The sequence below is a fragment of the Mesorhizobium carmichaelinearum genome (assembly GCF_900199455.1).
GTDB classification, from domain to species: Bacteria; Pseudomonadota; Alphaproteobacteria; order Rhizobiales; family Rhizobiaceae; genus Mesorhizobium; species Mesorhizobium carmichaelinearum.
The window spans coordinates 1-23672 of sequence record NZ_FZQR01000035.1 but is presented as its reverse complement, the minus strand read 5'-3'; the positions used below and the strand labels follow the sequence as shown (position 1 = coordinate 23672).

26 protein-coding genes and 5 pseudogenes are annotated in these 23672 nt (G+C 63.0%); 16 read left to right on the top strand and 15 right to left on the bottom strand.

Going from position 1 to position 23672, the window contains the following annotated elements:
• The first annotated feature begins 11 nt into the window (after nt 1–11).
• From CKW40_RS36870 to CKW40_RS36840, 8 genes are all read left to right on the top strand, one after another.
• Nucleotides 12–1109, top strand: a complete 1098-nt coding sequence (locus CKW40_RS36870; RefSeq protein ID WP_095204618.1) for an AAA family ATPase — start codon at nt 12–14, stop codon at nt 1107–1109.
• Nucleotides 1106–1510, top strand: a complete 405-nt coding sequence (locus CKW40_RS36865; RefSeq protein WP_095204596.1) for a hypothetical protein — start codon at nt 1106–1108, stop codon at nt 1508–1510. Before CKW40_RS36870 ends, CKW40_RS36865 begins: the two co-directional genes overlap by 4 nt.
• Before the next feature lie 14 nt (nt 1511–1524).
• Nucleotides 1525–2337, top strand: a complete 813-nt coding sequence (locus tag CKW40_RS36860; protein WP_095204595.1) for a hypothetical protein — start codon at nt 1525–1527, stop codon at nt 2335–2337.
• A 4-nt stretch (nt 2338–2341) separates the two neighbouring features.
• Nucleotides 2342–3034 (top strand): helix-turn-helix transcriptional regulator, encoded by a 693-nt coding sequence (locus CKW40_RS36855; protein ID WP_095204594.1) that lies wholly within the window; start codon nt 2342–2344, stop codon nt 3032–3034.
• Nucleotides 3035–3214: 180 nt separating this feature from the next.
• Complete coding sequence (locus CKW40_RS36850) at nt 3215–3751, top strand: hypothetical protein (RefSeq protein ID WP_179298247.1); 537 nt, start codon at nt 3215–3217, stop codon at nt 3749–3751.
• A gap of 46 nt (nt 3752–3797) precedes the next feature.
• Nucleotides 3798–4064 carry a hypothetical protein gene (locus tag CKW40_RS36845; protein ID WP_179298246.1) on the top strand — a complete coding sequence of 89 codons (267 nt, stop codon included), beginning with the start codon at nt 3798–3800 and terminating at the stop codon, nt 4062–4064.
• Nucleotides 4054–4254 carry a hypothetical protein gene (locus CKW40_RS44915; RefSeq protein ID WP_244571438.1) on the top strand — a complete coding sequence of 67 codons (201 nt, stop codon included), beginning with the start codon at nt 4054–4056 and terminating at the stop codon, nt 4252–4254. Before CKW40_RS36845 ends, CKW40_RS44915 begins: the two co-directional genes overlap by 11 nt.
• Nucleotides 4244–4615: a type II toxin-antitoxin system VapC family toxin gene (locus CKW40_RS36840; protein WP_244571437.1), complete on the top strand. Its 372-nt coding sequence runs from the start codon at nt 4244–4246 to the stop codon at nt 4613–4615. Before CKW40_RS44915 ends, CKW40_RS36840 begins: the two co-directional genes overlap by 11 nt.
• Nucleotides 4616–4814: 199 nt before the next feature.
• Here the strand turns inward: CKW40_RS36840 and CKW40_RS36835 are convergent, their stop codons facing one another.
• The 4 genes from CKW40_RS36835 to CKW40_RS36820 form a co-directional block, all read right to left on the bottom strand.
• Nucleotides 4815–5108: a hypothetical protein gene (locus CKW40_RS36835; RefSeq protein ID WP_244571436.1), complete on the bottom strand. Its 294-nt coding sequence runs from the start codon at nt 5106–5108 to the stop codon at nt 4815–4817.
• A gap of 72 nt (nt 5109–5180) precedes the next feature.
• A complete protein-coding gene (locus CKW40_RS36830; protein WP_006205585.1) occupies nt 5181–5504 on the bottom strand; it encodes a DUF736 domain-containing protein in 324 nt (107 codons plus the stop codon).
• 717 nt (nt 5505–6221) lie between these two features.
• Nucleotides 6222–6755: a hypothetical protein gene (locus CKW40_RS36825; protein WP_095204592.1), complete on the bottom strand. Its 534-nt coding sequence runs from the start codon at nt 6753–6755 to the stop codon at nt 6222–6224.
• Between the two features lie 309 nt (nt 6756–7064).
• Nucleotides 7065–7253, bottom strand: coding sequence for a hypothetical protein (locus CKW40_RS36820; RefSeq protein ID WP_095204591.1), 189 nt, complete (start codon nt 7251–7253; stop codon nt 7065–7067).
• A gap of 135 nt (nt 7254–7388) precedes the next feature.
• Here CKW40_RS36820 and CKW40_RS46075 point away from each other — a divergent pair.
• The 3 genes and pseudogenes from CKW40_RS46075 to CKW40_RS36810 all read left to right on the top strand — a co-directional run.
• Nucleotides 7389–7523: pseudogene (locus tag CKW40_RS46075) on the top strand (recombinase family protein); the annotation flags it as partial.
• 51 nt (nt 7524–7574) lie between these two features.
• Nucleotides 7575–7715, top strand: coding sequence for a helix-turn-helix domain-containing protein (locus CKW40_RS46070; RefSeq protein WP_439331031.1), 141 nt, complete (start codon nt 7575–7577; stop codon nt 7713–7715).
• A complete protein-coding gene (locus tag CKW40_RS36810; RefSeq protein WP_095204590.1) occupies nt 7699–9060 on the top strand; it encodes a DUF7986 domain-containing protein in 1362 nt (453 codons plus the stop codon). The genes CKW40_RS46070 and CKW40_RS36810 overlap by 17 nt, the downstream gene beginning before the upstream one ends.
• On the opposite strand, the gene CKW40_RS36805 is transcribed toward CKW40_RS36810, so the two are convergent.
• The 5 genes from CKW40_RS36805 to CKW40_RS36785 form a co-directional block, all read right to left on the bottom strand.
• Entirely contained in the window at nt 9035–9265 is a 231-nt protein-coding gene (locus CKW40_RS36805; protein WP_095204589.1) for a type II toxin-antitoxin system TacA family antitoxin, read from the bottom strand. The two genes, CKW40_RS36810 and CKW40_RS36805, sit on opposite strands and share 26 nt — an antisense overlap.
• 204 nt (nt 9266–9469) lie before the next feature.
• Nucleotides 9470–10411 carry a DUF2493 domain-containing protein gene (locus tag CKW40_RS36800; protein WP_095204588.1) on the bottom strand — a complete coding sequence of 314 codons (942 nt, stop codon included), beginning with the start codon at nt 10409–10411 and terminating at the stop codon, nt 9470–9472.
• Between the two features lie 257 nt (nt 10412–10668).
• Nucleotides 10669–11724, bottom strand: coding sequence for a DUF7146 domain-containing protein (locus tag CKW40_RS36795; protein ID WP_095204617.1), 1056 nt, complete (start codon nt 11722–11724; stop codon nt 10669–10671).
• Nucleotides 11724–12020, bottom strand: a complete 297-nt coding sequence (locus CKW40_RS46065) for a hypothetical protein (RefSeq protein WP_095204587.1) — start codon at nt 12018–12020, stop codon at nt 11724–11726. The genes CKW40_RS36795 and CKW40_RS46065 overlap by 1 nt, the downstream gene beginning before the upstream one ends.
• Nucleotides 12017–12238 (bottom strand): hypothetical protein, encoded by a 222-nt coding sequence (locus CKW40_RS36785; protein WP_143748449.1) that lies wholly within the window; start codon nt 12236–12238, stop codon nt 12017–12019. The genes CKW40_RS46065 and CKW40_RS36785 overlap by 4 nt, the downstream gene beginning before the upstream one ends.
• A 129-nt stretch (nt 12239–12367) precedes the next feature.
• Between CKW40_RS36785 and CKW40_RS45490 the strand changes: the two genes are divergently transcribed.
• Nucleotides 12368–12613, top strand: a complete 246-nt coding sequence (locus CKW40_RS45490) for a DUF1173 family protein (protein WP_342202965.1) — start codon at nt 12368–12370, stop codon at nt 12611–12613.
• A 299-nt stretch (nt 12614–12912) separates the two neighbouring features.
• Here CKW40_RS45490 and CKW40_RS44135 read toward each other — a convergent pair whose 3' ends face one another.
• The 6 genes and pseudogenes from CKW40_RS44135 to CKW40_RS36760 form a co-directional block, all read right to left on the bottom strand.
• Nucleotides 12913–13602 carry a transposase gene (locus CKW40_RS44135; protein WP_179298245.1) on the bottom strand — a complete coding sequence of 230 codons (690 nt, stop codon included), beginning with the start codon at nt 13600–13602 and terminating at the stop codon, nt 12913–12915.
• Between the two features lie 93 nt (nt 13603–13695).
• A complete protein-coding gene (locus tag CKW40_RS43330) occupies nt 13696–14031 on the bottom strand; it encodes a hypothetical protein (protein ID WP_143748448.1) in 336 nt (111 codons plus the stop codon).
• On the bottom strand, nt 14015–14644 hold the full coding sequence (locus CKW40_RS36775; protein WP_095204585.1) for a DUF1419 domain-containing protein: 630 nt from the start codon (nt 14642–14644) through the stop codon (nt 14015–14017). The genes CKW40_RS43330 and CKW40_RS36775 overlap by 17 nt, the downstream gene beginning before the upstream one ends.
• Nucleotides 14645–14924: 280 nt before the next feature.
• Complete coding sequence (locus tag CKW40_RS36770; RefSeq protein WP_095204615.1) at nt 14925–15317, bottom strand: hypothetical protein; 393 nt, start codon at nt 15315–15317, stop codon at nt 14925–14927.
• 123 nt (nt 15318–15440) lie between these two features.
• Nucleotides 15441–17589 (bottom strand): annotated as a pseudogene (locus CKW40_RS36765) (ParB/RepB/Spo0J family partition protein).
• A gap of 162 nt (nt 17590–17751) precedes the next feature.
• Nucleotides 17752–18939, bottom strand: a complete 1188-nt coding sequence (locus CKW40_RS36760; RefSeq protein ID WP_095204584.1) for a DUF932 domain-containing protein — start codon at nt 18937–18939, stop codon at nt 17752–17754.
• Nucleotides 18940–19082: 143 nt separating this feature from the next.
• On the opposite strand from CKW40_RS36760, the pseudogene CKW40_RS45650 reads away from it, so the two are divergent.
• The 4 genes and pseudogenes from CKW40_RS45650 to CKW40_RS36740 all read left to right on the top strand — a co-directional run.
• Nucleotides 19083–19706, top strand: a pseudogene (locus CKW40_RS45650) (DUF1173 family protein).
• Entirely contained in the window at nt 19601–20143 is a 543-nt protein-coding gene (locus tag CKW40_RS36750) for an aldo/keto reductase (RefSeq protein ID WP_342202964.1), read from the top strand. Before CKW40_RS45650 ends, CKW40_RS36750 begins: the two are co-directional and overlap by 106 nt.
• Before the next feature lie 373 nt (nt 20144–20516).
• Nucleotides 20517–21123: pseudogene (locus CKW40_RS36745) on the top strand (Tn3 family transposase); the annotation flags it as partial.
• 150 nt (nt 21124–21273) lie between these two features.
• Nucleotides 21274–23672, top strand: a pseudogene (locus tag CKW40_RS36740) (phage integrase SAM-like domain-containing protein); the annotation flags it as partial.

Genomic DNA, 23672 nt, shown 5'->3' with positions numbered 1-23672 from the left:
TCGGATCGCCGATGCACAGGTTCGGTCTCGCGCACATCCTCCTCGGTCTTGGTGGTCTGATCGTCGTTCTCGCCATCGCCGAGACCCATGCCGGCATCATCCTCGTCCTTGCGACCGCCGTCATGACCTGGCGGCTGGCGCATGCCGCCAGACATGGCGTGCCGGTGGCGCGCAATGTCTGGCGGGGAGGTGGGGGCCTCCAAGACGGTAATGAAAAAGGACCTGCCCTGTCGATCCGCCCGGCCAGACGCAGACCCCTCGATGAAATCCTCGCCGAGCTCGACGCCATGACCGGCTGGCAGTCCGTCAAGACCGAGGTCAGGAAACTGGTCGCCGTGCTGCAGGCGCAACAGCAGCGCCGCCGGCACGGCATCACGCCAGCGCCAGCCAGCCTGCATCTGGTCTTCCTCGGAAACCCCGGCACCGGCAAGACGACGGCCGCGCGCCTGATGGGCGAGATTTTTGCAGCGCTTGGCCTGCTCAAATCCGGTCATGTCGTCGAGGTAGACCGCTCCCGGCTCGTCGCCGGCTATGTCGGCCAGACGGCGATCACGACGCGGCAAGCGGTCGAGGCCGCGCTCGACGGCGTGCTGTTTATCGATGAGGCCTATAGCCTCGCGCCCGCTCATGGCGGCAATGATTTCGGCCGCGAGGCGATCGAGACCCTGTTAAAACTGATGGAGGACCATCGCGACCGCCTTTGCGTCATCGTCGCCGGCTACACGCAGGAGATGCGCCGCTTCCTCGCCAGCAATCCCGGGCTTGCCTCCCGCTTCACGCGAACGATCCTGTTCGAGGATTATGCGGCTGCGGAATTGACCGAGATTTTGCTAGGCCTGTCATCACGCGAAGGTTTTGTGCTCGATGAAGCAGCCATGCGGGCGGCAGAGCTTGCCGGTGTCCGCATGGAGGCCGAGCGCGGCGGCGACAAAAGTTTTGGCAATGCGCGCGCCGTGCGCACCCTGTGGGAGCGTACACGCGAGGCCCAGGCCGTGCGGCTCGCGACAACAGGTATCGGCTGCGCCAATCGCGACGCCATCATGAGCATCGCGCCGCAAGACTTCGAAGCGGCACTGGCGATGCAGGAACGACAGGGGGGCGAGACATGAGCGGGACGCCGCTGTTTTCTTCGGCACGCGCCACGCTTTTGCGCTGGACCAGACTCGTTCCCGGCCTGTTCAGGCACGATCCGCTGTTTCGCTATGCCAGCATCGCCGCCGTTCTGGCTTTGATCTTTTATGCTGTCAGTATCGGTCAGCAGGTCGCAGGACCCGACGCCGCCTCCAGCGCCAGAGAAAAGACCGCCCCGGTCGCGAGGGACTCACAAGGCAGTGCGCAACAGGGGAGCGCCGGCACTGCGGGCAACACGGCGACCGCCGGGCCCCCTGCCCCCGGATCGCCAGGCGCGCCATCGGCAACGACAGACACGGCGCCGATATCGCCGGGCCGCACGCTCGATCATCTCAAGGTCGAGCCCGCCGCGCGCGACAGTTTTGGAACCATGCCATGAGGAGAAAATCCCCGATGAGAAAATCAAAATCCTTGATCCTGCTCGGTTTCGCCAGCCTGGTCGGTATAACTGGCATCGCGGTCGCCCAGCAAGCGCCACCCGACACCACCGACCAAAGGCTCGAACGCATCGAGCACAAGCTCGACGACATCCTGCGGCGGCTCGACGCATCCGCAAACAGAGCACCAATGGCCGCCGGCTCCGGCGACTTGAACAGTCGTCCAGCCGCAGCGCCGGAGAAAAAGGCCGTATCGCAAAATGTGCAGTCCGGGCCGGCGACCGCCGAAACCGACACGTCATCCTACAAGCGCGGCGCCGTCGCCATCGCCCGCATCGCGCCGAACAAGGCCGACGCGCTGTCCGACATCCCCGCCGACAGCCTCGGCAGCTATGTCTATATCGGCGGATCCCTTCCGCTGAGCGAGCTCTCCCGCAACGGCGTCGTCTATGATGGCCTCGGCGCAGTCGAACTCCAGGGCTGGCTGAAAATCACCGACCCCGGGCGCACCCAGCTGGCGGTCGAATACCGCGCCACCACCGGCTCCAACGTCTTTCGCAGCCCCACCTGCATCGCCTCCATCTGGCTGCAGGATCGCCCGATCGGTTCCGAGCGCGCGGAAATCCCGATGCCGGCGCGTGAGGAAAAAACCGTCTCCATGCTCTACGGCGCCGACCTTAAGCCGGGCTTGTACAAGCTGCGCGCCTGGCTCGCCTGCACGCCGCCGCGCGACCTGCGCAAGCTCGATGCCGTGCTGCGCATCAAGGGGCCCAATGAAATGAACCTGCGCCTGATCAGCGACGCCGACCTGCTGCATCAGGGAGGCTGATTGCATGGCAAGAAAGAGCAGGAATGATATCGACTATGTTGTCAAACGCGGCCTTGTCGAAACGCGGGACGCCGAGATCGACAGGCCGATCCTGCGCAAGCCAGGTTTTGCCGGGATGCCTTCCTTCGGCGATATGGAAGACTGCCTCAGCCGGGAGATGCGCGCAAAACGAGCCGAACGGAAACTGACGCGCGAACAACTCGCCGCGATGATCGGACTGTCCACGCAGGTCTTTGGCCGCTATGAAAAAGCAATCTCCAAAATGCATGTGACGCGATTGATCCATATCTGCGAAGTTCTGGACGCCTCACCCGTTGACATGATTTTCCAGGCAGCACCGCATCTCTTCGGCAAGTCCGATGAAGAAGCCCGCACCCGGGCCGAGGCGCTGTCGGCCATCCAAAGCTTGCCCAAAAACCTGCTGGTGCTGCTTTTGCCGCTTCTCAACGAGCTGCGGTCGCGAACGTCACAATTCCCCGGCGTTGCGATCGCTGCGCCAACGGCGGACCTGGCGGCACGATTGGCCGAACTGGACAAGGTGACGGCAACAGAAGCGATCATGACGGCGCTGCGCGAGACGCTTGCGGGGCGCCAGAAACCGATCCTTTCAACAGGCGGCGACAACACGCCCGAAATGGCGCGTCGCAGAAAACAGACAAGAGCAAAAAAAGCCCCCGACCATGAGAGCCGCCCGTGAATGCCGCCGTCCTTTTTCAGGCCAGCGCCGGACATGGCGCTACTCCGGAAGCAGGTTGGCAGCAGCCTTGATACACATCGCCTCCGGCGAAAATGAACAACGACAAAAGGAGCATTCGACATGCATGAGGTTTACTTTCCCGGCCACGCCGGGCAGCCATGTATCGGCCACTACGCCATTGTGATCGACCGTTCGGGCACGTTTGCCCGTGCCGACATCGTCCTCGTCAGACGGCACGGCCATGAGGCGTCGTTCCTCAATGGCAATATCGGTCGAGATAAAGTCCTCAACCGCATTCTCATCAATGACCTGAACGGCGTCCGGCTCGACTGGATCAGGCTGTTCGTGCTGCACGAAAAAACCCCGGCCGGCGCGGCCGGGCGCCCTGATTTCTACGCCATCGAAATCAAGGACATCGTGCTCGACATCGATGATTACGTCGCAAAGGGCAACCCATGCACCGTCAGGCGGCGCAACCTCATCTGGCGCCTCTTTACCGGTGTCTCGCAAGACGTGTCGTATTGGAGCGGCCATATCGTCGGCGGCTGCGCCCGCTTCTCGACGTCGCTCGAAAACGCGCGCCAGCTCGACAACGCCGAAATCGAAAGCCTCAGCCTCAGGATTGGTCTTTTTCAAGCGGAACCAAAACCCGCTCCGTCCAACGCCAGCACTCGCCCGGAACCGCGCAACACCTGGTCCAGTTCGTCCTATCACTGAATGCAGACGCTCCTTGTTTTGTGTGACAAACGCATCTGCGGCTGGAGTGAGACGGAAAGCCGGCCGAGCCGCGGTGACCGTGGCGCTCGAGGATGCCCGCCGTGCGGGTCTGCTTGACGGCGACAAGACGGAACATCTCTCCTTCCGCGCTCCGAAAGCCCTGGTCGACGCCGCCCGGCGCGAGAGCGGGATCGAGTCTCCAACCGAGCTCGGCATCCTTGCGCTGGCCACACTCGCACAGCCCGATCCGGTTGCGTTTTTCCCTAAGCGCACACAGGGCAAGCTCGGCCCGGGCCACAAGCTTGAGTTCTAATCTGCGTGCCGCGCTGCGGCGCTACAAGCCAGAAAAGAACCGCGCCCGGCTGGCGCCAAGAACGCGCGGCCGGCCGGTCGGCGTCACGGATATCAGCCTGACCGGCCGGCCGACGCTGGTACCCGAACACCAACATCTATATCATGGCGGCGGCGGGCACACTGCCGGAGGCGGCACGGTTGCTGCTTGACCGTTCGCTGCTGTTTCACTGCTCGATTTGCCTGTCCGAACTCGCCAATGGCGTCGCCAATTACGATCCGGCGAAGCCGGATTGGCGCCGGGTCCGCGATTATTATACCGCGCTTTTCGATACCATCCCCGACAGCCGCATCCTGAGCCCGGACGATCAGGCCTGGATCGATGCCGGCGTCATCGCCGGCTCTCTGTCTCGCATCCAGAATTTTCATAAGGATCAGCGCAAGGAATGCCTGAACGACGCACTGATTGATCTCACCGCCGCCAAGGCCGGTCTGTCCGTGCTCACCGTCAACACTGTCGACTTCGATCTCATCCAGCAGCTTGCGCCTGGCGGGCGGTTTATCCATCTGTGAGCAACGAGCAATCGGGCTGCCGAAGGATAGGCAGCTGCCTGGATACCGCTGTCCCCTCAGGGTGATGAGGGACAGTTGCGGCTCGCTGGGACGCGCAAAAAAAGGGCCTGCGACGGATGCTCTCCGTCGCAGGCCCTTTTTTTGCGCGTTCGCCTAATCAGGCCGATGGAGACGTTTCAGCAATTCCCCGACGATTCCTTCATGCTGCGGACGATCGCCGGTAGCGGCCTGTCATCCGCCAGCTTGTGGCGACGTCGGGCGGCAGCGGCATGAAATCATAGCCGTGCGCCATGGCGGCGTGGTGAAGATCGTCAAGCATCTCAAACGCCTGACCGTGAGTGCCAAGCCACAGCGCCGGTTCGTCGGTCTCTTCGTGAGGGAATGCCTGCAGGAAGTAGGTTCGCAGCGGCGGGTCGTAGCCGATGATGGCCTCGCGGTCGGAGCGGCTGTGTCCGGTGACGGTGCCAGTGACTGTGATCGTATAGCGGCTCATCGTAGCCTCCTTGTTCCGGGAAGGTGAGGTGAAGGGGCCGGCCCCCTTTCGAAGCCGGCCCGTTCGTGGCTGTCACTGGGGATTGTTCCAGAGGATGACCTTCTTGTTCTCCTCGCCACCCGGGGCGGGGGCGAGATTGCCGAAGATCACGCCGATCTCGGGGGCTTCCAGCTTGACCGAGAGGTACTCCTCTCCCGAACGCTGGGAGATCCGGTGCCAGCCTGCTCCGATCTCGAAGCCCGTGCGCTTGTTGACGATCCGGTAGTCGGGCGCGTCCTCGCGCGACTTGTTGGTGTTCGGGATAAGGGTGATCGGGGCGTTGACCCGGAGCGTGGCAAAGACGCCTTCCATCGAGCCGTCGGCCTTGGTGGTGAGGTTTGCGATCGTGGTGGCCATGGTAGTTCTCCTTCGGTTGCATCGGGACCATTCCCGATGGCGCCAAAGGAGAGGGCCGTCCTGCTGCGGTCATCTCGGCGAAAATTCTGGAAAATTCTATTTGCCGAAAAATAGCGGGCAGGCCCTTCGCCTGCCGCGGACAAAAAACAGAAATCGAATTTTCCTGAATATTCGCCGAGTGTACCCCCAACGGGGGTTGACCGCACAAAGCAGGCGGTCGTCTACAAAGGCGACATGAAACGGGAATGGCCCCGGATGCGGCAGATGGACAAGAACCCAGGCCGCCATCGCTTGACCGCCAACGCAACGCTGCCGGATCGTCGGGATACTTGCCGCGCACCTCCCGGGTCATGTCGCATGTGTCGTCAATACCCCGAACAGCAACACGGCGCGTGAACCGCCTTGCGTCTTCGGTATGGCGGCAGAGCGGTTTCGAGATCGGAGCCGGCTGGCGACGAATTTCACGCCATCGATGGGCGGTGCCTCGAAGCCAAGTTGGATGACCGCCCAAGACAGGATGTTCGGCACGCTTGCCCCCCGCTTCAGATGCGAGATGGATCAAGATGATCACCCTCGACAGACGCCCCGCCGTGCGCGTGTGGGCCGGCTTCGAATTGGGGCCGGCGCCGGCCGTTCATACAGCGGAGGTGGGGGCGCAGGGGCGGGGTCAAGCATATCGGATCGAGCCTGCCGGACAGCCGGTGGACCGCGCGTACATCATCCTGGCAACGCCAGACGCTCCTCTGGCGTCATGCGGGCTTCCACCTGCCGGCGGACGTCCGGACCAGCATGGCGGAGCATGGCGCACCAGTCTTGCACATTGTACGCGGTCGCCAGGCTGCCCCTGGCCAGATCGTAAATGACACACGGCTTGTTTGCCATGGCGAGCCGAAGCACGTTGACGACCGTGCCGGGCGATGCGCCGTCCCAGACCATCATCCCAAAGTCGGCGCGCCGCGCCATCTCCCGGTCTTTGCCGGCGTGGACCCAGTATCCTGTGGCATCGTCAGGAGAAGGAACCTGGTAGGCGGCCCAGTCGCCCAGATTGTTTTGGGGTTCCTTGCCGGCATGGAAGACGCCGACATGCTCGTACCTGTAGCCCGCGAGCAGGCCCTGCGCCTCGGCATCGGCTCCCGACGCGTCGCCAATCAGCACGCCGTGCTCGGCAGCGACGATCGCGCCGATGCGAGTGATGGCAGGTTCCGGCAGCTCGAATATCTCGCTTGATCCACCTATGAATATCATCGACATCGTGACTTCCCTTCTCTCCAGCGGCCCCCGCCCCCGCGCCGGCCGCCCTCTCCCTCTGGCCCTGCGCGAGGGATCGTCACCCGAAGGCCGAGACGGCGAAGCCGGCGCGGGGAGCGGCGGACGCCGCGACTAGAGCCCGGCCGGCCGCAGGCCGGCGCGCCCGGATCGGATGGGCCGCCGAGAGACGAACTGTCGAGGCAACCCGCTACCGAGATGGCGGCGATCGCCGACGAGTTGTCCAATCAGGAGGCAGGCTATCGGATCTGATGGTCACCCGGTGCGGATCGCGTGGCGCGCTGTTCGGCTGGATCACACGCGGCGCGAGTCCATAGTAGCCGACCACGCCTCCATCGTCGTGAACGACCAGAGCACGTGTGAAGCCGCGGGCCTGATTGGCAGCGCAAAACCGTTCAGCCAGGCATCGAGCGCCGGTTTGCCGCAGTCGAATGCGCCGAGCCGGTGCGAATCGTCCAGCAGTCCGATACCGGAAAGCGCCACCTATCGTTCCCACGGCGCTGACATGCGCAGCCGCTCGGCGCCTTGGGCGACGGAGCCGCGGCCGGTGCCGGGATTGCCTGCATGAAGGCGGCATGGGAGTGCGGATGACGGTTTCGATCGAGGCCAGGCGCCGGGTTCCGTTCGCTGACACAGGCGATCGACACGCCAACGCCAGCGGGGCGAATGATGATACAGATGGTCGGTTCCTTCGCTGAATTCGAGCGCGCCATGATCCGCGAATGCACCTCCGCCGGGCTCGCGCAAGCCAGGTCCGAGGGCCGACTCGGCGGCGGCCGCAGGAAGCTCGATGCAAAGAAACGACTGGAAATTGCCGAAAGAGTCTTGTCGGGCCGCAAGTCCGGTGCCGAAATGGCCAGGCTCTACAATATCAGCGAGCCGACCGTCTCGCGCATCGTCGCCGCCTACCGCCAGACAAGGAGAACCCATGAAAGCCAGCCGTGACCTGTCAGGCCTCGTCAAGTTCCTGAGCCGCGATGACTGGACGTTTCATTTCGAGGAGGTGATGGGCGACCATTTCTGGCCCGTCATGGATGAATTCGATCTCGACCGTGAGGAGATCGGCGAAGCACTTGGCGATCACTGGAGCATGACTTTGTGGGGATGCGTCTTCGAGGACTTCCTCACGCAGGTCTTCGAACCCGACGGGCAAACCTTTGTCGATGCCTATCTCAAACGCCGTGGCTGGAAGGAGAGCGCCCAAGCCAAGGCCTACATGAAGGCGCTCAGCGTTTCCGTCATGAGCCTTTACGAGGTCAGCGAGATCGTTCCCGGAAAATCCTTTCTCGCACGCGATCTGATCCGCGGCGGCGAACCCATCCTGATCAGCGAAGGGACGGCCACCCAGACCCTGAAACGATGGGAGCGGATCGCCGCGCGGATCGTGACGATCGGAGGCAACCACATTATTGCCGGCGGCCTGCTGCCTTTCTCGCTGGAAGCTTCGGATGCGTTGCTGGAGGGGCTGAAGGTACTGCCCGGCAAGCGGCACCGTTCCAAAGCCAAACCATCACTCGACGACAACATGCTGCGCGTGGCCGCTCCCCTGTTCACCCACGCCTTCCTGTTCGATAACCTTCCCAAGGCCTTCGGAGAAACGCAGCCGTTCGTCCACAACAGTGACGGCGATGAAATCGTCTTTCACGAGGTGCGCTTTCCGCTTGCAACCGGAACAACGCAGGAAGACATCGCCGCTCGGCTCGAAGGGGTTCCGAATCTGCGCCAGGAGAATGCGCAATTCTGGAACTGGCTGGGCCAGCGGCCACAAAGCCACCGAATGAAAGCCCGTGCGCCGAATGCCATTGCGGCAGGTGTCACGATGGAAGACGGCACGCCGGTGCTCGGCAATCTCGAGCTGAAGGGCCGCTTGCTGGTCCTTTCGGCCAATTCCGCCGCGCGCGCCGCCAAAGGAACCACCCTTCTGGAGAACGTGCTCGGCCAGATGGTGCGCGCGCCGCTGACGACAATCCAGACCATCGAGCAGATGAAGGCCTCCCGAAAGGGGCGAGAGACATCGTCCGACGAGATTCCACTCGAGGTCGCCACGCCGCTCGTCCACGCTATGCTCGACAAACAATATCGCGAAGTCCTCGACGAGCCGGTCGGCATGCTCGGAGACATCGCGCCACGGGCAGCCATACGGACGAAGAAAGGCCGGGAAAAGGTCGTCGAATGGCTCAAATATCTCGAATACCGGTCCGCAAGCTCCCAAAATCCGCAAGACCCGATGGCAACCTACGACTTCGGCTGGCTGTGGCGCGAGCTCAACGTTGAAAACCTTCGCCGCTAGGTCCTACCGCATTTCTGTGTCCCAATAATGTACTGAAGCGGTTCCGTTCAGGGATCGCAGTCTGGGCTTCATGCGGCGCGGCGCGGCGCATGAACTCGGTGCGCGACAGGCCGAGCAGTTCCGCGCCGCGGTCGATGGTGGTGAGATCGTCGTCGCGGAACTGCATCGAGACGGATGTCTTCTTCCTCGGGGCTTTGATGGTCATGGCGCGCTGTAGGTGACGACAACGCGCGCTGCGATACACCGCTGCCAAGCGAGTGCGTCCCGTGCCCCATGCCATTGGTCGCTTTGAGCAGCGCTGTGCGACTGGTTCGGACAGGTGCACGCGACGAATCCGACCGAGAGCGGTCGGATTCGTCGACGTGGGGATGGAAGCGAGTCCCGAGCGCGGACGCAAGGAAGGCGGCGCTCACGCGCCGTCCTCTGTGAACCGCCAGACGGGGATGCCCAGGCGGCGGGCCTTGTCGGCGAGGTTCTGTGTGATGCCGGATCCGGGGAAGACGATCATGCCGTAGGGCATCACCGAGAGCAGCTGGTCGTTGCGGCGGAACGGAGCGGCCTTGGCGTGACGGTTCCAGTCCGGCTTGAAGGCGATCTGCGTGACCTTGCGGTTCTCGGCCCAGCAGGCGGCGATGCGCTCGGCCCCGCGCGGGCTGCCACCGTGGAGCAGGACCATGTCTGGATGCTTCTCACGGGCCTTGTCGAGCGCGTCCCAGATCCTATCGTGATCGTTAAAGTCGAGGCCGCCGGCGAAAGCGATCTTGGTGCCGGCCGGCACCAGCACCTCGGTGTCTGCGCGGCGGCGGGCGGCAAGGAAGTCTCTGGAGTCGATCACCGCCGCTGTCATCGCCTGATGGGACACCTTGGATCCGGTGCGCGGCCGCCATGCCGATCCGGTCTGCGCCTCGTAGAGGTCGGCGGCTTCGTCGCGCATGATTTCCAGCACGTTGCGACGCTCGATGTAGGTGATGCCTTCGCCCGTGAGCCGTTCCAGCTCGACGGACTTCACCTCCGAGCCGTCCTGTTCGCTCTGGCTCGAACGCTGCGCCTCCTCGTTGCGGTCGAGGCTGCGGGCGACGCGTTCGGCGGCGCGATGGAAGACGTTGGTAAAAGACCAGAGCAGGTCGTCGAGATCGGGTTCGAGCCTGGTGTCGCCGAGCATGCCGGCAAAGGTTTCGACGATCCCGGCGAGACCGGCCCGGATCACCTCGTCGTCGGGCAGCGGGCGCGGGTCCGGCTCGTCCTGATGCGGACGATGGCCGTACATCTGCAGTTCGAGGATGACGCGGTCGGTCGGCGATGAGGCGTGATAGGGCTCGTAGGCGTCGTCGAAAGGAAGCTCGTAGGTCATGGCGTGTCTCCGTCGGTCGTGGCCGCGCCGATCGCGGCCTGACAGCGCATCCCCGCCGCGCCCGGGCGCGGCCGCACCGAAGGCCGAAGCGCAAGCGGAGGACGGCGCAGCCGTTGCGGCCGTGACCGGGGGGTGGCAGGGGTCGCCTCTCAGGCAGGCCGCGGGCGCGGCCCCTCCGGCGGACCGCCGCCACGCCTGCAACCTTCCGGTGACGCCGCCCCTGCCCGCCTGCCGGACAACTTGCCGGTTTGGGCCGCTCATCCGGACGGCAGAAAGAGACGGGCATCATCCGGGATGAGCTGGCCCCGCAGCCAAGCCACGAGGCGGGCCGGGCCGAGCTGCCGGAGATCGTCGTTGAAGTCGCCGAGCCGCGGCTGCAGCACCAGGGCGAGGATCCCGGCCTCGCCTGCTCGCCGGCTGAGACGCTCGATGCCATGCCGGCCGGCGGCGTCCGCATCGCCCGCGATGTAGAGGCGGGTACAGCCGGGCGGGAAGATCAGGCCGGCGAGGTGATTGGCCGAGGTGGCGGCTGCCACCGGCAGGGCCGGCATCACCGTCCGGAGCGAGGCCATCGTCTCAAAACCCTCGCCGGCAGCCATGACCGGAACAGGCGTACCGGGCTGGAGGCCAAGCCAGATGCCGTTACCCAGAAGGTGGCCCAGCGAGCGACGGGGATCGACGAGATGCGCCTTGCCATTGCCCGCAGGATCAAGCCAGGTCCGTTGCAGGCCGGTGATGCGACCATCGAGGCCGCTGACCGCCGCGATCAGGGCGGGAAGCGTCTGCGTCTCGCCAGTCACGAGATTCCGGTAATAGCAGGCGGGATGGAAGCGCAGGGCGCGCTCGCGCGTGGAAAGCAGAATGCCGCGGCCGGCAATGTAACGCTCGGCCAGCGTGCCGGCGATCGGCTGAGACATGGCGAACAGGCGACGCGCGGCGTCGGGCGAACCGCGTGCCGCGGCAGGTTGGCGCTGCGCTCCAAGGGTCTGAGACTGCAGTCGGGACCGCGGCATGGCGAGGAAGCGGCGCGCCTCGTCCGCGACATCGCGAAAGTGCGTGAGGTCGCAGCTCTCGCGGATCACGTCGAGAAGATCGCCGTGCTGAGCGGAGGCGGCATCGGTCCAGTGCCCGGCAGCGCCGGGACCGGCTTCCGGGCCGCTGAGCCGGACGAACATCGACCGGCCCGGCGTGTTGCGAACATCGCCCACCATCCAATAGCGACCCTGACGCCGGCCGTTGGAGAGGTAGTGGCGGCAGACTGCCTCGGCATCGCGGGCGAGACGGCGCGCCAGCTCGGAAGCATCGCGGGGCATCATCCGACCTCCCGCGCACTGAGATTATGTTGCGCAAAGGCCGTCGACCGCCGCCAGAACCAGGCCCCATCGCTGGCGCGCAACATAATCCCCGGCGCAACATATTCGACCCATTTGCCTGCTGGTCCTTTCGCATTGGCTTTCAGGCGGACGTGCATGGAGCGGCCGCGCGTGTTGCGCACGTCGCCGACGATCCAGTGATTGCCCGAGCGATGACCGTTGGAAAGATACTCACGGCACACCGCCTCGGCATGATCGCCAAGGCGGTGTGCCAGATCGGAAGCCGAGCCGGTCATGGTCGCGGCCCCTCAAGCTGCGCATCGGTGCCGCCGAAACCTTCGGTCATGGCGGTACGCAGGAAAGCGGTGGTGACAGGCTTGCCCTGCTCGAGAAAAGGTAAAATCTGCGTCGCCGCCTGATAGATCGCCTGGGCGTTGCCGAAGGCGACGGGTGCCGGCGTACCGACGGGAGCGGCCGTCCGGGCGACGGCCGATGTGGTTGTGACGATGTTCATGGAGATGTCCTTGGCGAGAGGGAGTGGCCACCGCGCCGGCACGCTCTCCGCACCGGCCGGGCCGATCTTCCCCCGGCCCCGGTCTGCCTCTGGCGCGATCACCAAACGGCTTACGCAGCGCGCAAGGCCATGGGGTCAATGCGCAGACAGGGAGATGGCGGCGAAGCCGCGCAGGTGATGCGACGGTTCAGGATTGGAAGGGACGTCTTTGAAGAGGGAGCGCCTGACCTGCAGTCTGCACTGGCGAACGCCTATGCCCGCAGGCAGCGTCCACTATGCCTGTGCCGAGAGCCGCAGGCTTCCAGAGAGAATTGTTGCTGTGGAGAGCAGATCCGAATCCGGCCGGCTCGCAAATTGTCGGAGAGATCACGTTGATGGTCGTGTCCGAGAACTGGATTCCTTCCGAGACGGCCCTGAAAAGGGTTCGTCGATGCGCTCGGCCGGCTTCGCGAGAACAGCGTGAAGGGATTGCGCTACGACCTGCAACCCGGCCAGCCGATCGATCTCCTTGTCCCCCCGGCTGGAGCGGACGAAGTGTTCGAGGATACACGGCAGGATATGATCGCGAACCGGCCGGAGAATGGCGCGTGGACATGGCGGGTCGGCGATGCCGATATGCCATCACAGCCACTTCGACCGTTGCGCCGAGCCGTTGTTGGAGGTTTCAGATGATCTTAGACGAGGCCTAATCTCTTCTTCAGCTCGGCATTCTCCTTGCGCAGATGTTCGGCAAGCATGCCTTTCAGTCGCTCGTTCTCTTCCTCGAGCGCGAGCAGATCCTTGAGATCGCCGCTATCCTGGGCAGGCGCTGCGGCCTTCTTCCAGAGATAATAGGTCTGTTCGGATATACCCGCCTGACCGACGGCACTTCTCATGGTGTCGCCGCCGGCGACCGACTTCTCGATTTGCGTAAGCTTCTGCGAGCGTTCGATTTGGGAGTGGACCTTTCGTCCGGTCCGAACTGCTATAGCTGGGACCTCGGCTGCCTTCAAAACAGGCTTGGCGCCATTCGTTCGCGCAGGCTTATTGGGCGCAGCCTTTGCCTTTCTCGGCCGTAAGGTTTTCTTTTTCGTGTCGAGCGGGTTCGGCGTGGCAGATGCTTCCATAGTAACTTGGCGTGATTGAGCTTCCTGAGGATCGGCCATGTAAGGCTCCGCTTTCTGATTGGGTTGATCTTCTGCATCGATAGACCCGACGACGGTGTCAACCGGCCGAGGATTTGGCAGAAACACTACCTCTGCATCCCTGGCCACCTCGGCCGCAATAGCGGACAGGTCAACATCACCCCAAATGGGACGACCCTGTTTTTGAACGCCGCGCTTTTGTTTAACCTCTACGATGAATGGTCGGATCTGTTGCTTCATATGCCTTTCCTGGTGAGAAACGATTTGCCGATAGATCGCTGTCTCTCGGGTAGAGCTTTATCGAAAGAGCCCGCGGGAGGGCAAGTATCGTTTTCAACCGATTAATACTCGTGAGGATGGCACGCTGGCGTCTCGTTTGGCAATGGCTTCTGTTTCGTGCGGCTGGTTGAACGATGCATCGAACCCGGCCTTCCCGCGGGCGCGACTTTGCCGAGCGGCACCGGCCAGCTTGCGCGTGGGAACATCGGCAGGCCATTCGGCCGCGGCTTCGATGGAAAGCTGAGGTAGCGCTGGAGATTGGCCGCGAGGCGGGGCATTCCGGACCTCGCCAAGCAATTGTCGACGGCGCAGGTCCGGCGTGGCCGAGGTCGAATGCGCTTCATAGATGCGCTCGTTCGCCAGTGGCGGCTGCTTAGGAGGGGTCCGCATCGTTGCCCCCTCTCCTCTTGGCGTGTGCGCGTATCGCCGACATGCGGCTGTCGATCTCATCGTCCGACAGGTCCTCGAGCCGTTTCAGGATTGTGCCGTCGCGGCCGCCATCGACCAGCACTGCACGCTTGCCGTGGTGCTCGACGGGCCAGGCTTCGGGATTGATTTCGCCGGCAATTCCCTTGAAGTCGGGATGGGTCGTGTTCCAGATCGCCTCGAGCTTTTCCTCTCGGGTCATGCTGTCGGTGGCGCCCGTCTCGTGGGCGATGATGGCGGCGCGCATGGCGTCCGGGCTGTGCTTGTCGGAAAGGTTACAGAAACCGTGGAACCAGCGTTCGCGGCCGCGGATCCTTATCGCGAAGAAGACGCTGGTGACGTAGCCGGCCTTGTATTCGGACATGCCGAACATGCCGGTCCGCTGAAACAGCGGCGGCAGGAGGCCGAGCATGAAATGGTATGCTGACGCTTCCACCTCAAACCACTCACCCTCGTAGGGGGTGCCGGATGAAGGATCGATGCCGGGGGTGCCACGGTGCCTGTTGAACAGCTGAAACATCTGCTCGCGGCTGGCGATCCCGTTGTGGACTTTGCGGAAAGCTGAACGGTGTGACATGGCTTTGCTTTCGGAATGGCCGCGCCAGCCGCTCGCGCGGCATGTCGCGGGCAGTGGAGATCGGCGGTTTTGAAGGGAGTGTCGAAGTGGGGCTGGACGTCGGCGAACCGAGCCGGCAGCGGGGGACGATTGGCGGGAGGGCGTCGTTTAGATGACGGCGAACTTGCGGGTTTCGAGACGGGTCATCGCTCTTTGCCTCGATCTGACATGGGAAAAGCACCGTCAGCGATTTCGCGTCGGCGGTGCCGTGGGTTGTCGGCGCAAAAGGGTCTGCGGCCGATCAGGCGGCGCGGAATTGGGACGCGTTCGAATCGCGACGGCTTACGCCGGTGATGGCGCGGACGGCGGCCGCAAGGGCGGGAATATCGTCGAGCATGGCGAGCGCGACGAAGTGGTTCGGGCCGCCGCTGTAGTCCTTGCGGCCCTTACAAGTCCGGATCAGAATGCCGTGGCCGGACGAAAGCCCGAACTGGCCGACCTGGATGTAGGCGCACGCGTGATGCAAGGTTACTTCACCAGAGACAGCTACCCCAGCCCTGTTGGACCGGAGGTCGTAGCTGCCGGACGGCAGGTCGAGTTCGGCGGCGAGCTTCCTCAGCCTTGAACGGACCGTAGTATGAAAGCGTCTCTTTTGCTGCTCGTCGTAAGAGCAGCTCTTGTCCCACCGGAACATATCGATCTCCATGATGCGAAAGTGCCCGGACATCGCTGCCGCGATCCCAGGCTGTTAAGCGTGCTGAAACAGGAACGGGGCCCGGCGTCATTGCCGGGCCCAAATGTGGCTCAATGGCGCTGCCTACTCAGCAGCCTCGAGCTGTTCGCTCGCGTCGCCGCCTTCGGAAGCGGGATCGTCGGTCGAGGATTCCGCGTCGGCCTCGAGGAACGCCGGCAGGTCATCCGCCGCCTCATCGAGTTCCTCGGTGCCGAGCACCTCGCTATCCGTCACCTGATCGACGAGATCGGAGGCGCCGCCATCGGAACGACGCAACGGCTCTGGCAGCCAGTTCGATCCCTCGAGAAGTCGGGCGGCCTCACGGGCCATGATCTCCTTCTTCATGTGGTCGATCAGCTGCGCGGAGTCTTGGCCACGGGCTTCGCGGACAGCCTGCAGAATCCGCGCCTTGGTGAGGCGCCCGAGGAACTCGACCGTGGGCGTCCAGCCGGCGTCGACCATATCGAACTGAAGTGAGTTGGCCAGGACGTCGGCATGCTCGAGCGCCCGCGGCCGCCTGTTCCACGGTTCGACCACCGCATTGAGGGTCAGCGAGACGCAGTGGGCGAACAGCGCCTTGCGGCTTGCCTCGTCGAGGCCGAGAAGGAAGTCCCACAGGCCGTCCGTCTCATCGGGCAGCTCACGGTCCCAGGCTTCGTGCCGCTCGGCGATTTCCTTCGCCCAGGAGGTCTCGGCAAGCCCGTCGACCTGACTGAAGCTGGCGCTCTTCAGGCTGATCTCAAGGCAGCTGTCCGGCGCGAAGCGATAGAAGACCTGCAGGACGAAGGCATGGAGTGCCGCGACGAAGGCGATGTCGACGTCGCCGGCGAGCGCATTGCGTAGCGCCAGCGTCCGCTGCGCGGTCAGGTCGAAGACGAGCCGATCGGGCAGCGGCTTGATGCCGTCCTCCTCGCCGTCGTCGCCAGAGCCGTCATCCACCGGCTTGCCGTTGACGACAACACCATCGCCATCGTCGTCGCCGTCGCCGTTAGACCGGGCTTCGCCCTCGGCGTCCCCTTCCTCGCGCTCATCGCCACCGCCGGTCTCGGGACGGGGCTCGTCCTCGGCGCGCACGAAACCGGCCTCGACCTGGAGCTTGCCGTGCGCGGCAAGCGTCACGAACACACCGGCAATGCTCTTCTGGGCGGGGTCGTAGCTTTGAGGACGGTCGTCGATCGCATCGAGCTCGGCGCCCAGCTGGTCGAGCTTCGCCTCGATTGCCTCGTCGGCATCCTCGGCCGCGGCATAGTCGGCATCGAGCTTGTCGTGTTCGGCCTTCAGCGCGTCGTAGCGTTTGATCTCCTCGGCGCTGAGCTCCTGGGCCTCGGCGTAGATGCGCCGCATGCCGGAAGTGTGGCCATAGGGAAAGCTGATCGCCGCCTCGACCCATTTCCAGCCTTCCGCACGGATCGCCTCGGCATCCACCTTCAGCTTGTCGAAGACCAGCTGCTCGAGGAGCGCTGCATCCTGGAACCAGCCGCCGGAATCCTGCTCGAACAGGTCGCGAAGGATGACGCCGCCGGCTGCCTCATAGGCTTCCGCGCCGACATAGACGGCCCGGCGATCGTCTGCGCGTACCGTCGGTCAGCAGGCGCCTGATGTAGTAGGGTTCCTGCGTGTGCGAGTTGGATATCCGCTCCCAGATCTGCTCCTGGCGCGCGTGGTCGTCCGAGATCGAGAACGCAATGACCTGCTCGAGCCGGATTTCGTCCTTCTCGTAGAGATCGAGAAGCCTCAGTGACACCGATGCCAGCCGTAGGCGCTGCCTCACCGTCGCCGGCGACACGAAGAAGCGGTCGCCGATCTCGTCCGGATCGAGGCCCTGATCGCTCAGCGTCTTGAAGGCCCGGAACTGGTCGAGCGGATGAAGGTCGGCGCGCCGCAGGTTTTCGGCAAGCGAATCCTCTTCGGCCGAGGTCTCTTGCCTGCGGTTGACGATGCAGGGGATCGGCTCGTTCTTCGCCAGGCGCTTTTGCTTGATGAGGATGCCGAGGGCGAGATAACGCCGGCCGCCGGCGGGCACCTCGAACGTGCCGGTTTCCTCGCCATCGCCGTCGAGCACGGGACGGACGTTCAGGCTTTGCAGGAGCTTGCGCCGGCTGATGTCCTCGGCAAGCTGCTCGACGGAAACGCCGTCCTTGATGCGCCTGACATTCTTCTGCGATAGCATCAGCTTGTCGTAGGGGATGTTCTCTGCGGCGTTCATTGCGATCTTCTGAATGGCCTTTGCCATGGTCAGGGTCTCCATGACGGGCGGCCCGGGGCCACTCCCCGAACCTCCAAGCCCGTCACGAAACCTCCCCTCCCCCTCTGCCTCTGCTGGCCTCGCGCGAGCGCCAGCCGCGCAGTCAGCCGCGCGCTGTGGAGGGAGGGCGCATCGCCGGCACGGTATGGATCAGGCTGCGAGATCGAGCAGCTTCTTGGCCTTGCCTTCCATATCCAGCCGCACGTCCTGATGCTGCTTGTCCCGAGCGACGCGCGTAATGCCCTGGACAAAATCGAAGACCGTCTCGGGCGGCCGCCCCTCCTCCGTGAGCACGGTATCGATGATCTTGGTGGTCTCGGTTTTTGAAAAACCCCGCTTGCGCAGGAAGCTCTGGCGATCATCATCGTCTCGGGCGACGATCCGTTCTCGCGCGGCCTTGATGCCGTTGACAAAGGGCATCGGCGAAGAGTCCGCGAACTGGATCAGCGCCGGCTCCGCTTCGAGGGCGAAGCGCGAAGCGGCATATTTGGAGTGCCGGATGGTGATTTCCTCGAAATCTTCGACGCCCCATAAATTGCGGTTCTGACACACGGCGCGCAGATAGAAGCTGGCGATTCCGAGCGTACGGGCACCAACTTCGGAGTTCCAGCAATAGAAACCACGGAAGTAGAGATCCGGCTCTCCGTTCGGCAGCCTGCCGGCTTCAATCGGATTGAGGTCGTCGACCAGAAACAGGAAGACGTCACGATCAGACGCATAAAGCGTCGTTGTGTCCTTCGAGATATCGACATTGGGATTGTAGATTCCCGTCGACCAGTCGAGCACGCCCGGAACTTTCCAGCGCGTGTCGCCCGTGCCGTTGCCGGCGATCTTTCGCACGGCCTCAACAAGTTCGTGGTCGAAGATCCTGCCGTAGTCAGGACCCGTTACCGCCCGCAGTTCGAGGCGGCCGTTCTCGATCTCCAGCGTCTTCACCTGTTCGGCCCGGTGCGAGGTCAGGCCGTACTGGAGATTGATGCCGGCAAGCGGCGCGGGGAGCTGGCGCAGATAGTTCGCTGGGGCGCCGACCAGGCTTGCAAGTTGGCCAAAACTCCAATGCGTCGGGGCGACAGGGGCATCCGCATCGGGCAGGATCAGCGTGAGGCGTTCGGCATCGTCGCGGCTGGCTTCGACGCGGATCGCCTCGCTCTCGACGATGCGCGTGCGGCTGCGCTCGGACCGCCTCTTCACCGAATTGTGGAGATCGGTCAGGGACAGGTACCGTTCGTCGGAAGGCCTGTTGAGCCATTCCGACGACACGCGGCTGATGCGTTGGCCGCGGGTGACATCGACCTTGTAGCCGGCGCGCGTGGGCGCTTGAATTTCGATCTGGGTCATGGGTTTTCTCCGTGACGGGCGCCAGGAGACTCTCTCCCGGCCCTCGACCCGCCGCCACCGACCCCGGCCGCCCTCTCCCTCTTCGAAGCACTCACCGCGGCCGGGCATAGCGCCGGCGCCGCGGCAGGGCGCCCGCGTCAGGGATGCCCGCCCGAAGGATGAAGACCGCGGCGGGTGGGCTTCAGCGAAGCCCGCAGCCCGTTCCCGAAGGGAGACGCCCCTGGACCAACGGCCACACCGCCGGGCATTCCAAAAGGGAGGCGCAACTTCAAAGGCCCGACCTAATTCCGGCCCTCGAACTCTCGGGGTTGCTTCGCGCAGAGATCCGTGAATCATTGGTGCTTGGGGATGCGGCGGCATCCGGAGCAATGGAGGCGATGCGACGGTTCAGGATTGGTGACAAGGTCGTTGAGGAATCGGCAACAGATCTGCGGAGCGTGCTCGCCGAAGCATATCGGCGCAGTATACGGCCGCTCTGCCTGTGCAAGGAGCCTTTGTCTGCGATGTACATCGCGTAGGTCGGGGATCAGCATGTCATCAAGCGGATGCTGCTCTCCGGTGGGGGGCACAACCCCTCCTGTGCATCCTATGAGCCGCCCGACGAGCTGTCGGGTCTCGGTGTGCGGATGGCAGCGCCATCCAGCTCGATCCCGAGAGCGGCATGGCGGCGCTCAAGCTGGATTTCAGCCTGTCAAAGTCGGCTCCCGATCCGCGCCGTTCAGGCACAATCGCCGGACGCGATCTGGAGGGTGAACTGGTGCCGATGATGGAATCCGAAGGCATCGGCCTGATGGTATGGAGTCCGCTGGCGGGCGGTTTTCTGTCAGGCAAATATAGCCGCGACGGCGCTAAGGAAGGCGACAACCGCCGTGCCACCTTCGATTTCCCGCCGGTCAATGAGGAACGCGGCTACGACGTTATCGACGCGATGAAGGCGATCGCGGAAGCCAAGGGCGTCTCGATCGCCCGGAACGCACTCGCTTGGCTGCTCCTCCAAAAGGCTGTCACCAGCGTAATCATCGGTGCCAAGAAGCCAGAGCAACTCGATAACAACATTGCCGCGACCGTGGTGGCGCTGACCGACGCCGAACTTAAAACACTCGATGAGGTCAGCAAGCTGCCCGCGGAATATCCCGGCTGGGTATTCGAGTTCCAGAGCAAGGTCCGTGGTGACCAGCTTAAGCAGGAACCGCGCGGGGCCTGAGAGCGCCAGCTTCCAGTTAAAGGCGGAGACAGTCGGCCAACATCAGCGGGACCTAATCGAGAGAGTGTTGGAAACTCGAAACGAGTCAGGCCCGGATGCCTTTGGATAGGTGGCTTGGGCATAGGGTATGCCACGTGGCATACTCATGCCCTTCCGATTGGGAGCATGTCGCGGGACGGCCAGAGGTTGGCGCACGCCACCCAGCCCGCTCAGGGCCACGATTTAAAACGTGTTCGCGATTGTCATTTCGGGAATGGTCCTTTCGGAGTGGAGAACGGGACGCGACACCCCGGAGTTGCGCTTTCGCCGAACGATACCCGCTGGCCCATAATATTCGACAAACCCTGTCGCTTTGATGGGATACCGCCTTGTTCTGCGCATCCGCGATTTGCCTTCGAAGCGCCTTTACGTGTTTAATCCCGCAGTGACGCCCAAGGATCTGCGCAAGCTGGTCGGCGGTAAAATCCGCGAGGAACTGATCGTTGCGAACTGGCCTGACCTATTCCGCTGCGCCGCGACCATGGCTGCCGGCAAGATCAAGCCGAGCCAGTTGCTCCGCAAGCTTGCCTCGTACCCGCGCCAGAACGATCTGGCGGTTGCGCTGCGTGAGGTCGGCCGTGTGGGGCGAACACTCTTTATAATAGAGTGGATCCTCGACACGGACATGCAGCGGCGCGCCCAGATCCGGCTCAACAAGGGCGAGGCCCACCATGCTCTGAAAAATTTGTTGCGCATCGGCCGCCAGGGCGAAATCCGTGACCGCACCACTGAAGGGGCAGCATTACCGGATTGCTGGCCTCAATTTGCTCACCGCAATCATCATCTACTGGAACACCGTCCACCTCGGTCACGCAGTCGCCGAACGGCGAAACGAAGGGCTGGATGTACCGCCGTAATTTCTGGTGCACATCTCTCCGCTGGGTTGGGCGCGCATATTACTAACGGGCGAATATCTCTGGCCCAAAGCTGCAAGCGCTTAGGGTGTCATTTCGCCCCCAGCCGCAACCGACCCCTCATTGTGAATTCGTCTTGGCGCTAGACAGCTTCTCGACAGCTGACGGTCTTAGCATCAGGTGTGGATAGCCTCGATGCGCGGCCATGAAAGATTCATCTCGTCAAGGGAGAGGGATGTGGAGTCCAATTATAAGTCGTGGGACGGTTACGATATAAATCAGTACACTGCCATGCGAGCGCAGCAGCGGCTGAGGCAACAATCGGGCAATATGCCTGAAGCTGCAGGGAACTTTGAGCATCTGCTGGACAAGCTGCAAATCAATTCGTCTGATACGAGCTCCGCAGAGTCTGGTTCGCCTGATACTCGCCCCACAGACGCGCAAGGGATCCAGCGCGCTGATATCGGCGGTTCGATGCGGATGCCATCGCAGTCCGGCCTGCGGGATGACCGGTTCGGCAGTACGCGCTTTAGCGTGGACCTCCCTCGCGCACGCCTTGATGGCTCGACTGAAGGGGCATCGCGGTCCGGCTTGCATGACAGGGGGGTCAGCAGCACGCGCTACACCTCGCCGTCAGAAACGCAGCCTACGATGCGGCCGAAAGATGGCAAGAGCCGTGGACTGTGGTCGCGTTTCAAGTCAGGCGTTGACAAAGCCTTCGGCGGGAGTCGTCGCGAAAAGGCATCCGGCGACTCGGCGGCTGACGAGGTCTATGTCTATTCAGAGCTTCGCATGGATTTTGCCAAGCGCAGCCGCCCGTCCGCTGCGGACCTGGGGCTCATTGAAGAATTCAAGGTGGCGTTGGGCCGCGAGAACCGGCCTAGGACCATTGAAAACTACGTGACCGCTCTCAAAATGTTCAGCGAGTTCCTTCAATCCAAAGACGTGACACTGGAGGACCTGCTTGGCGACGCTGATTTGTTGAAAGCCTGTAAGGATGACTTCATGAAGGTGGCGGGCAGCAATAGCAGGAACAATTTGGGTGGGGCATTGGGCAAGCTCCAGAACTTCCGCGCCGGAAATCCCTTATTCGCCCAACCCATGCATCCCCATCAACCCATGCATCCCGAAGACGAGCGCCTTATCGGGCAATTCAAGGTGGCGTTGGGCCGCGAGAACCGTGTGCCTAGGACCATTAATAGCTACGTGGTCGCTCTCAAAATGTTCAGCGAGTTCCTTCAATCCAAAGACGTCACACTGGAGGACCTGCTTGGCGACGCTGATTTGTTGAAAGCCTGTAAGGATGACTTCATGAAGGTGGCGGGCAGCAATAACAGGAAAAGTTTGGGTGGGGCATTGGGCAACCTCCAGAACTTCCGCGCCGGAAATCCCTTATCCGCCCCGTGGGTGCACGCGGAACGTCAACCCATGCATCCCGAAGACGAGCGCCTTATCGGGCAATTCAAGGTGGCGTTGGGCCGCGAGGGCCGTGTGCCTGCGACCATTAATACCTACGTGGTCGCTCTCAAAATGTTCAGCGAGTTCCTTCACTCCAGAGACGTGACACTGGAGGACCTGCTTGGCGACGCTGATTTGTTGAAAGCCTGTAAGGATGACTTCATGAAGGTGGCGGGCAGCAATAGCAGGAGATATTTGAGTCTGGCATTGGGCAAGCTCCAGAACTTCCGCGCCGGAAAATCCTTATCCGCCCAAACCATGCATCCCGAAGACGAGCGCCTTATCGGGCAATTCGAGGCCTCAGTCCGAGCGTACGAAGTTGTTCCCGACGGTACCATCGGCCGGGGGCGCGGAAGGGTTCCGGAGGCTACGCTCACTAACACTTTAGTGACTCTTAGGGGGTTTGCTCGTTGGCTCGGAGCAGAGAACAGGCGGCCCTTGAGTACCAGGGCTTTTGACGAGCCAATGTCACTAGCCGCCGACATCGAGGATTACAGGGCAGGCGGTTGGGACGATCATGACCGTCTCAAGACGGGACTGTCTCATCTCCGGAGGTTGGGGTCTGAGGGGGGGCTCCAAACATTCGGTCCCGGGCCCCGCCTGATGGGGCGCCAAAAAAACCATCCTTATCTCGACGACGCCCTCATTATCGATCGCTTCTACAACGAAGCCATCCGCAACCTTGGACCCGACTCGACCGTCGAACAGAGAAAACTCGTCTCAATGATGTGTTCCAAGCAACGCAAGTTTAGTGATTGGCTTCAAAGGGAGGATAGGGGGAGCCTAGCGAGCCGACTCAACGGCAGTCCTCGGCAGCAACAGTCGGTGAAAGCAGATTACAAGGACTTCAGAAAAGCCACAAGACTGGCATGCGGCCAACTCGATGAGCTTCGAAAGTGCCTGCAAGTCGCCGAGGCGAATAGAGCGCTGGGGTTGTCTCCGCCCGAGGGCGCCCGGCAGTCCAGCGCATTTGACGAGCTTCCCTCGGCACCAGCCACGCCGAGCTCGGGGGCTCGGGATTTTCTCAGGAAGTTCAATGAGGACCCTGACTGGCAGCCCAGCGCCCCGTCGCACGTGGAAAGCTTTGATCAGGAGCGCTTTTGGCAGGGGGTCGACCAGGCCGAGCGGCCGGGCCGGGCCGGCGCGACGTCCGCATGGCCAGTGGAGGTGCCCTCCGA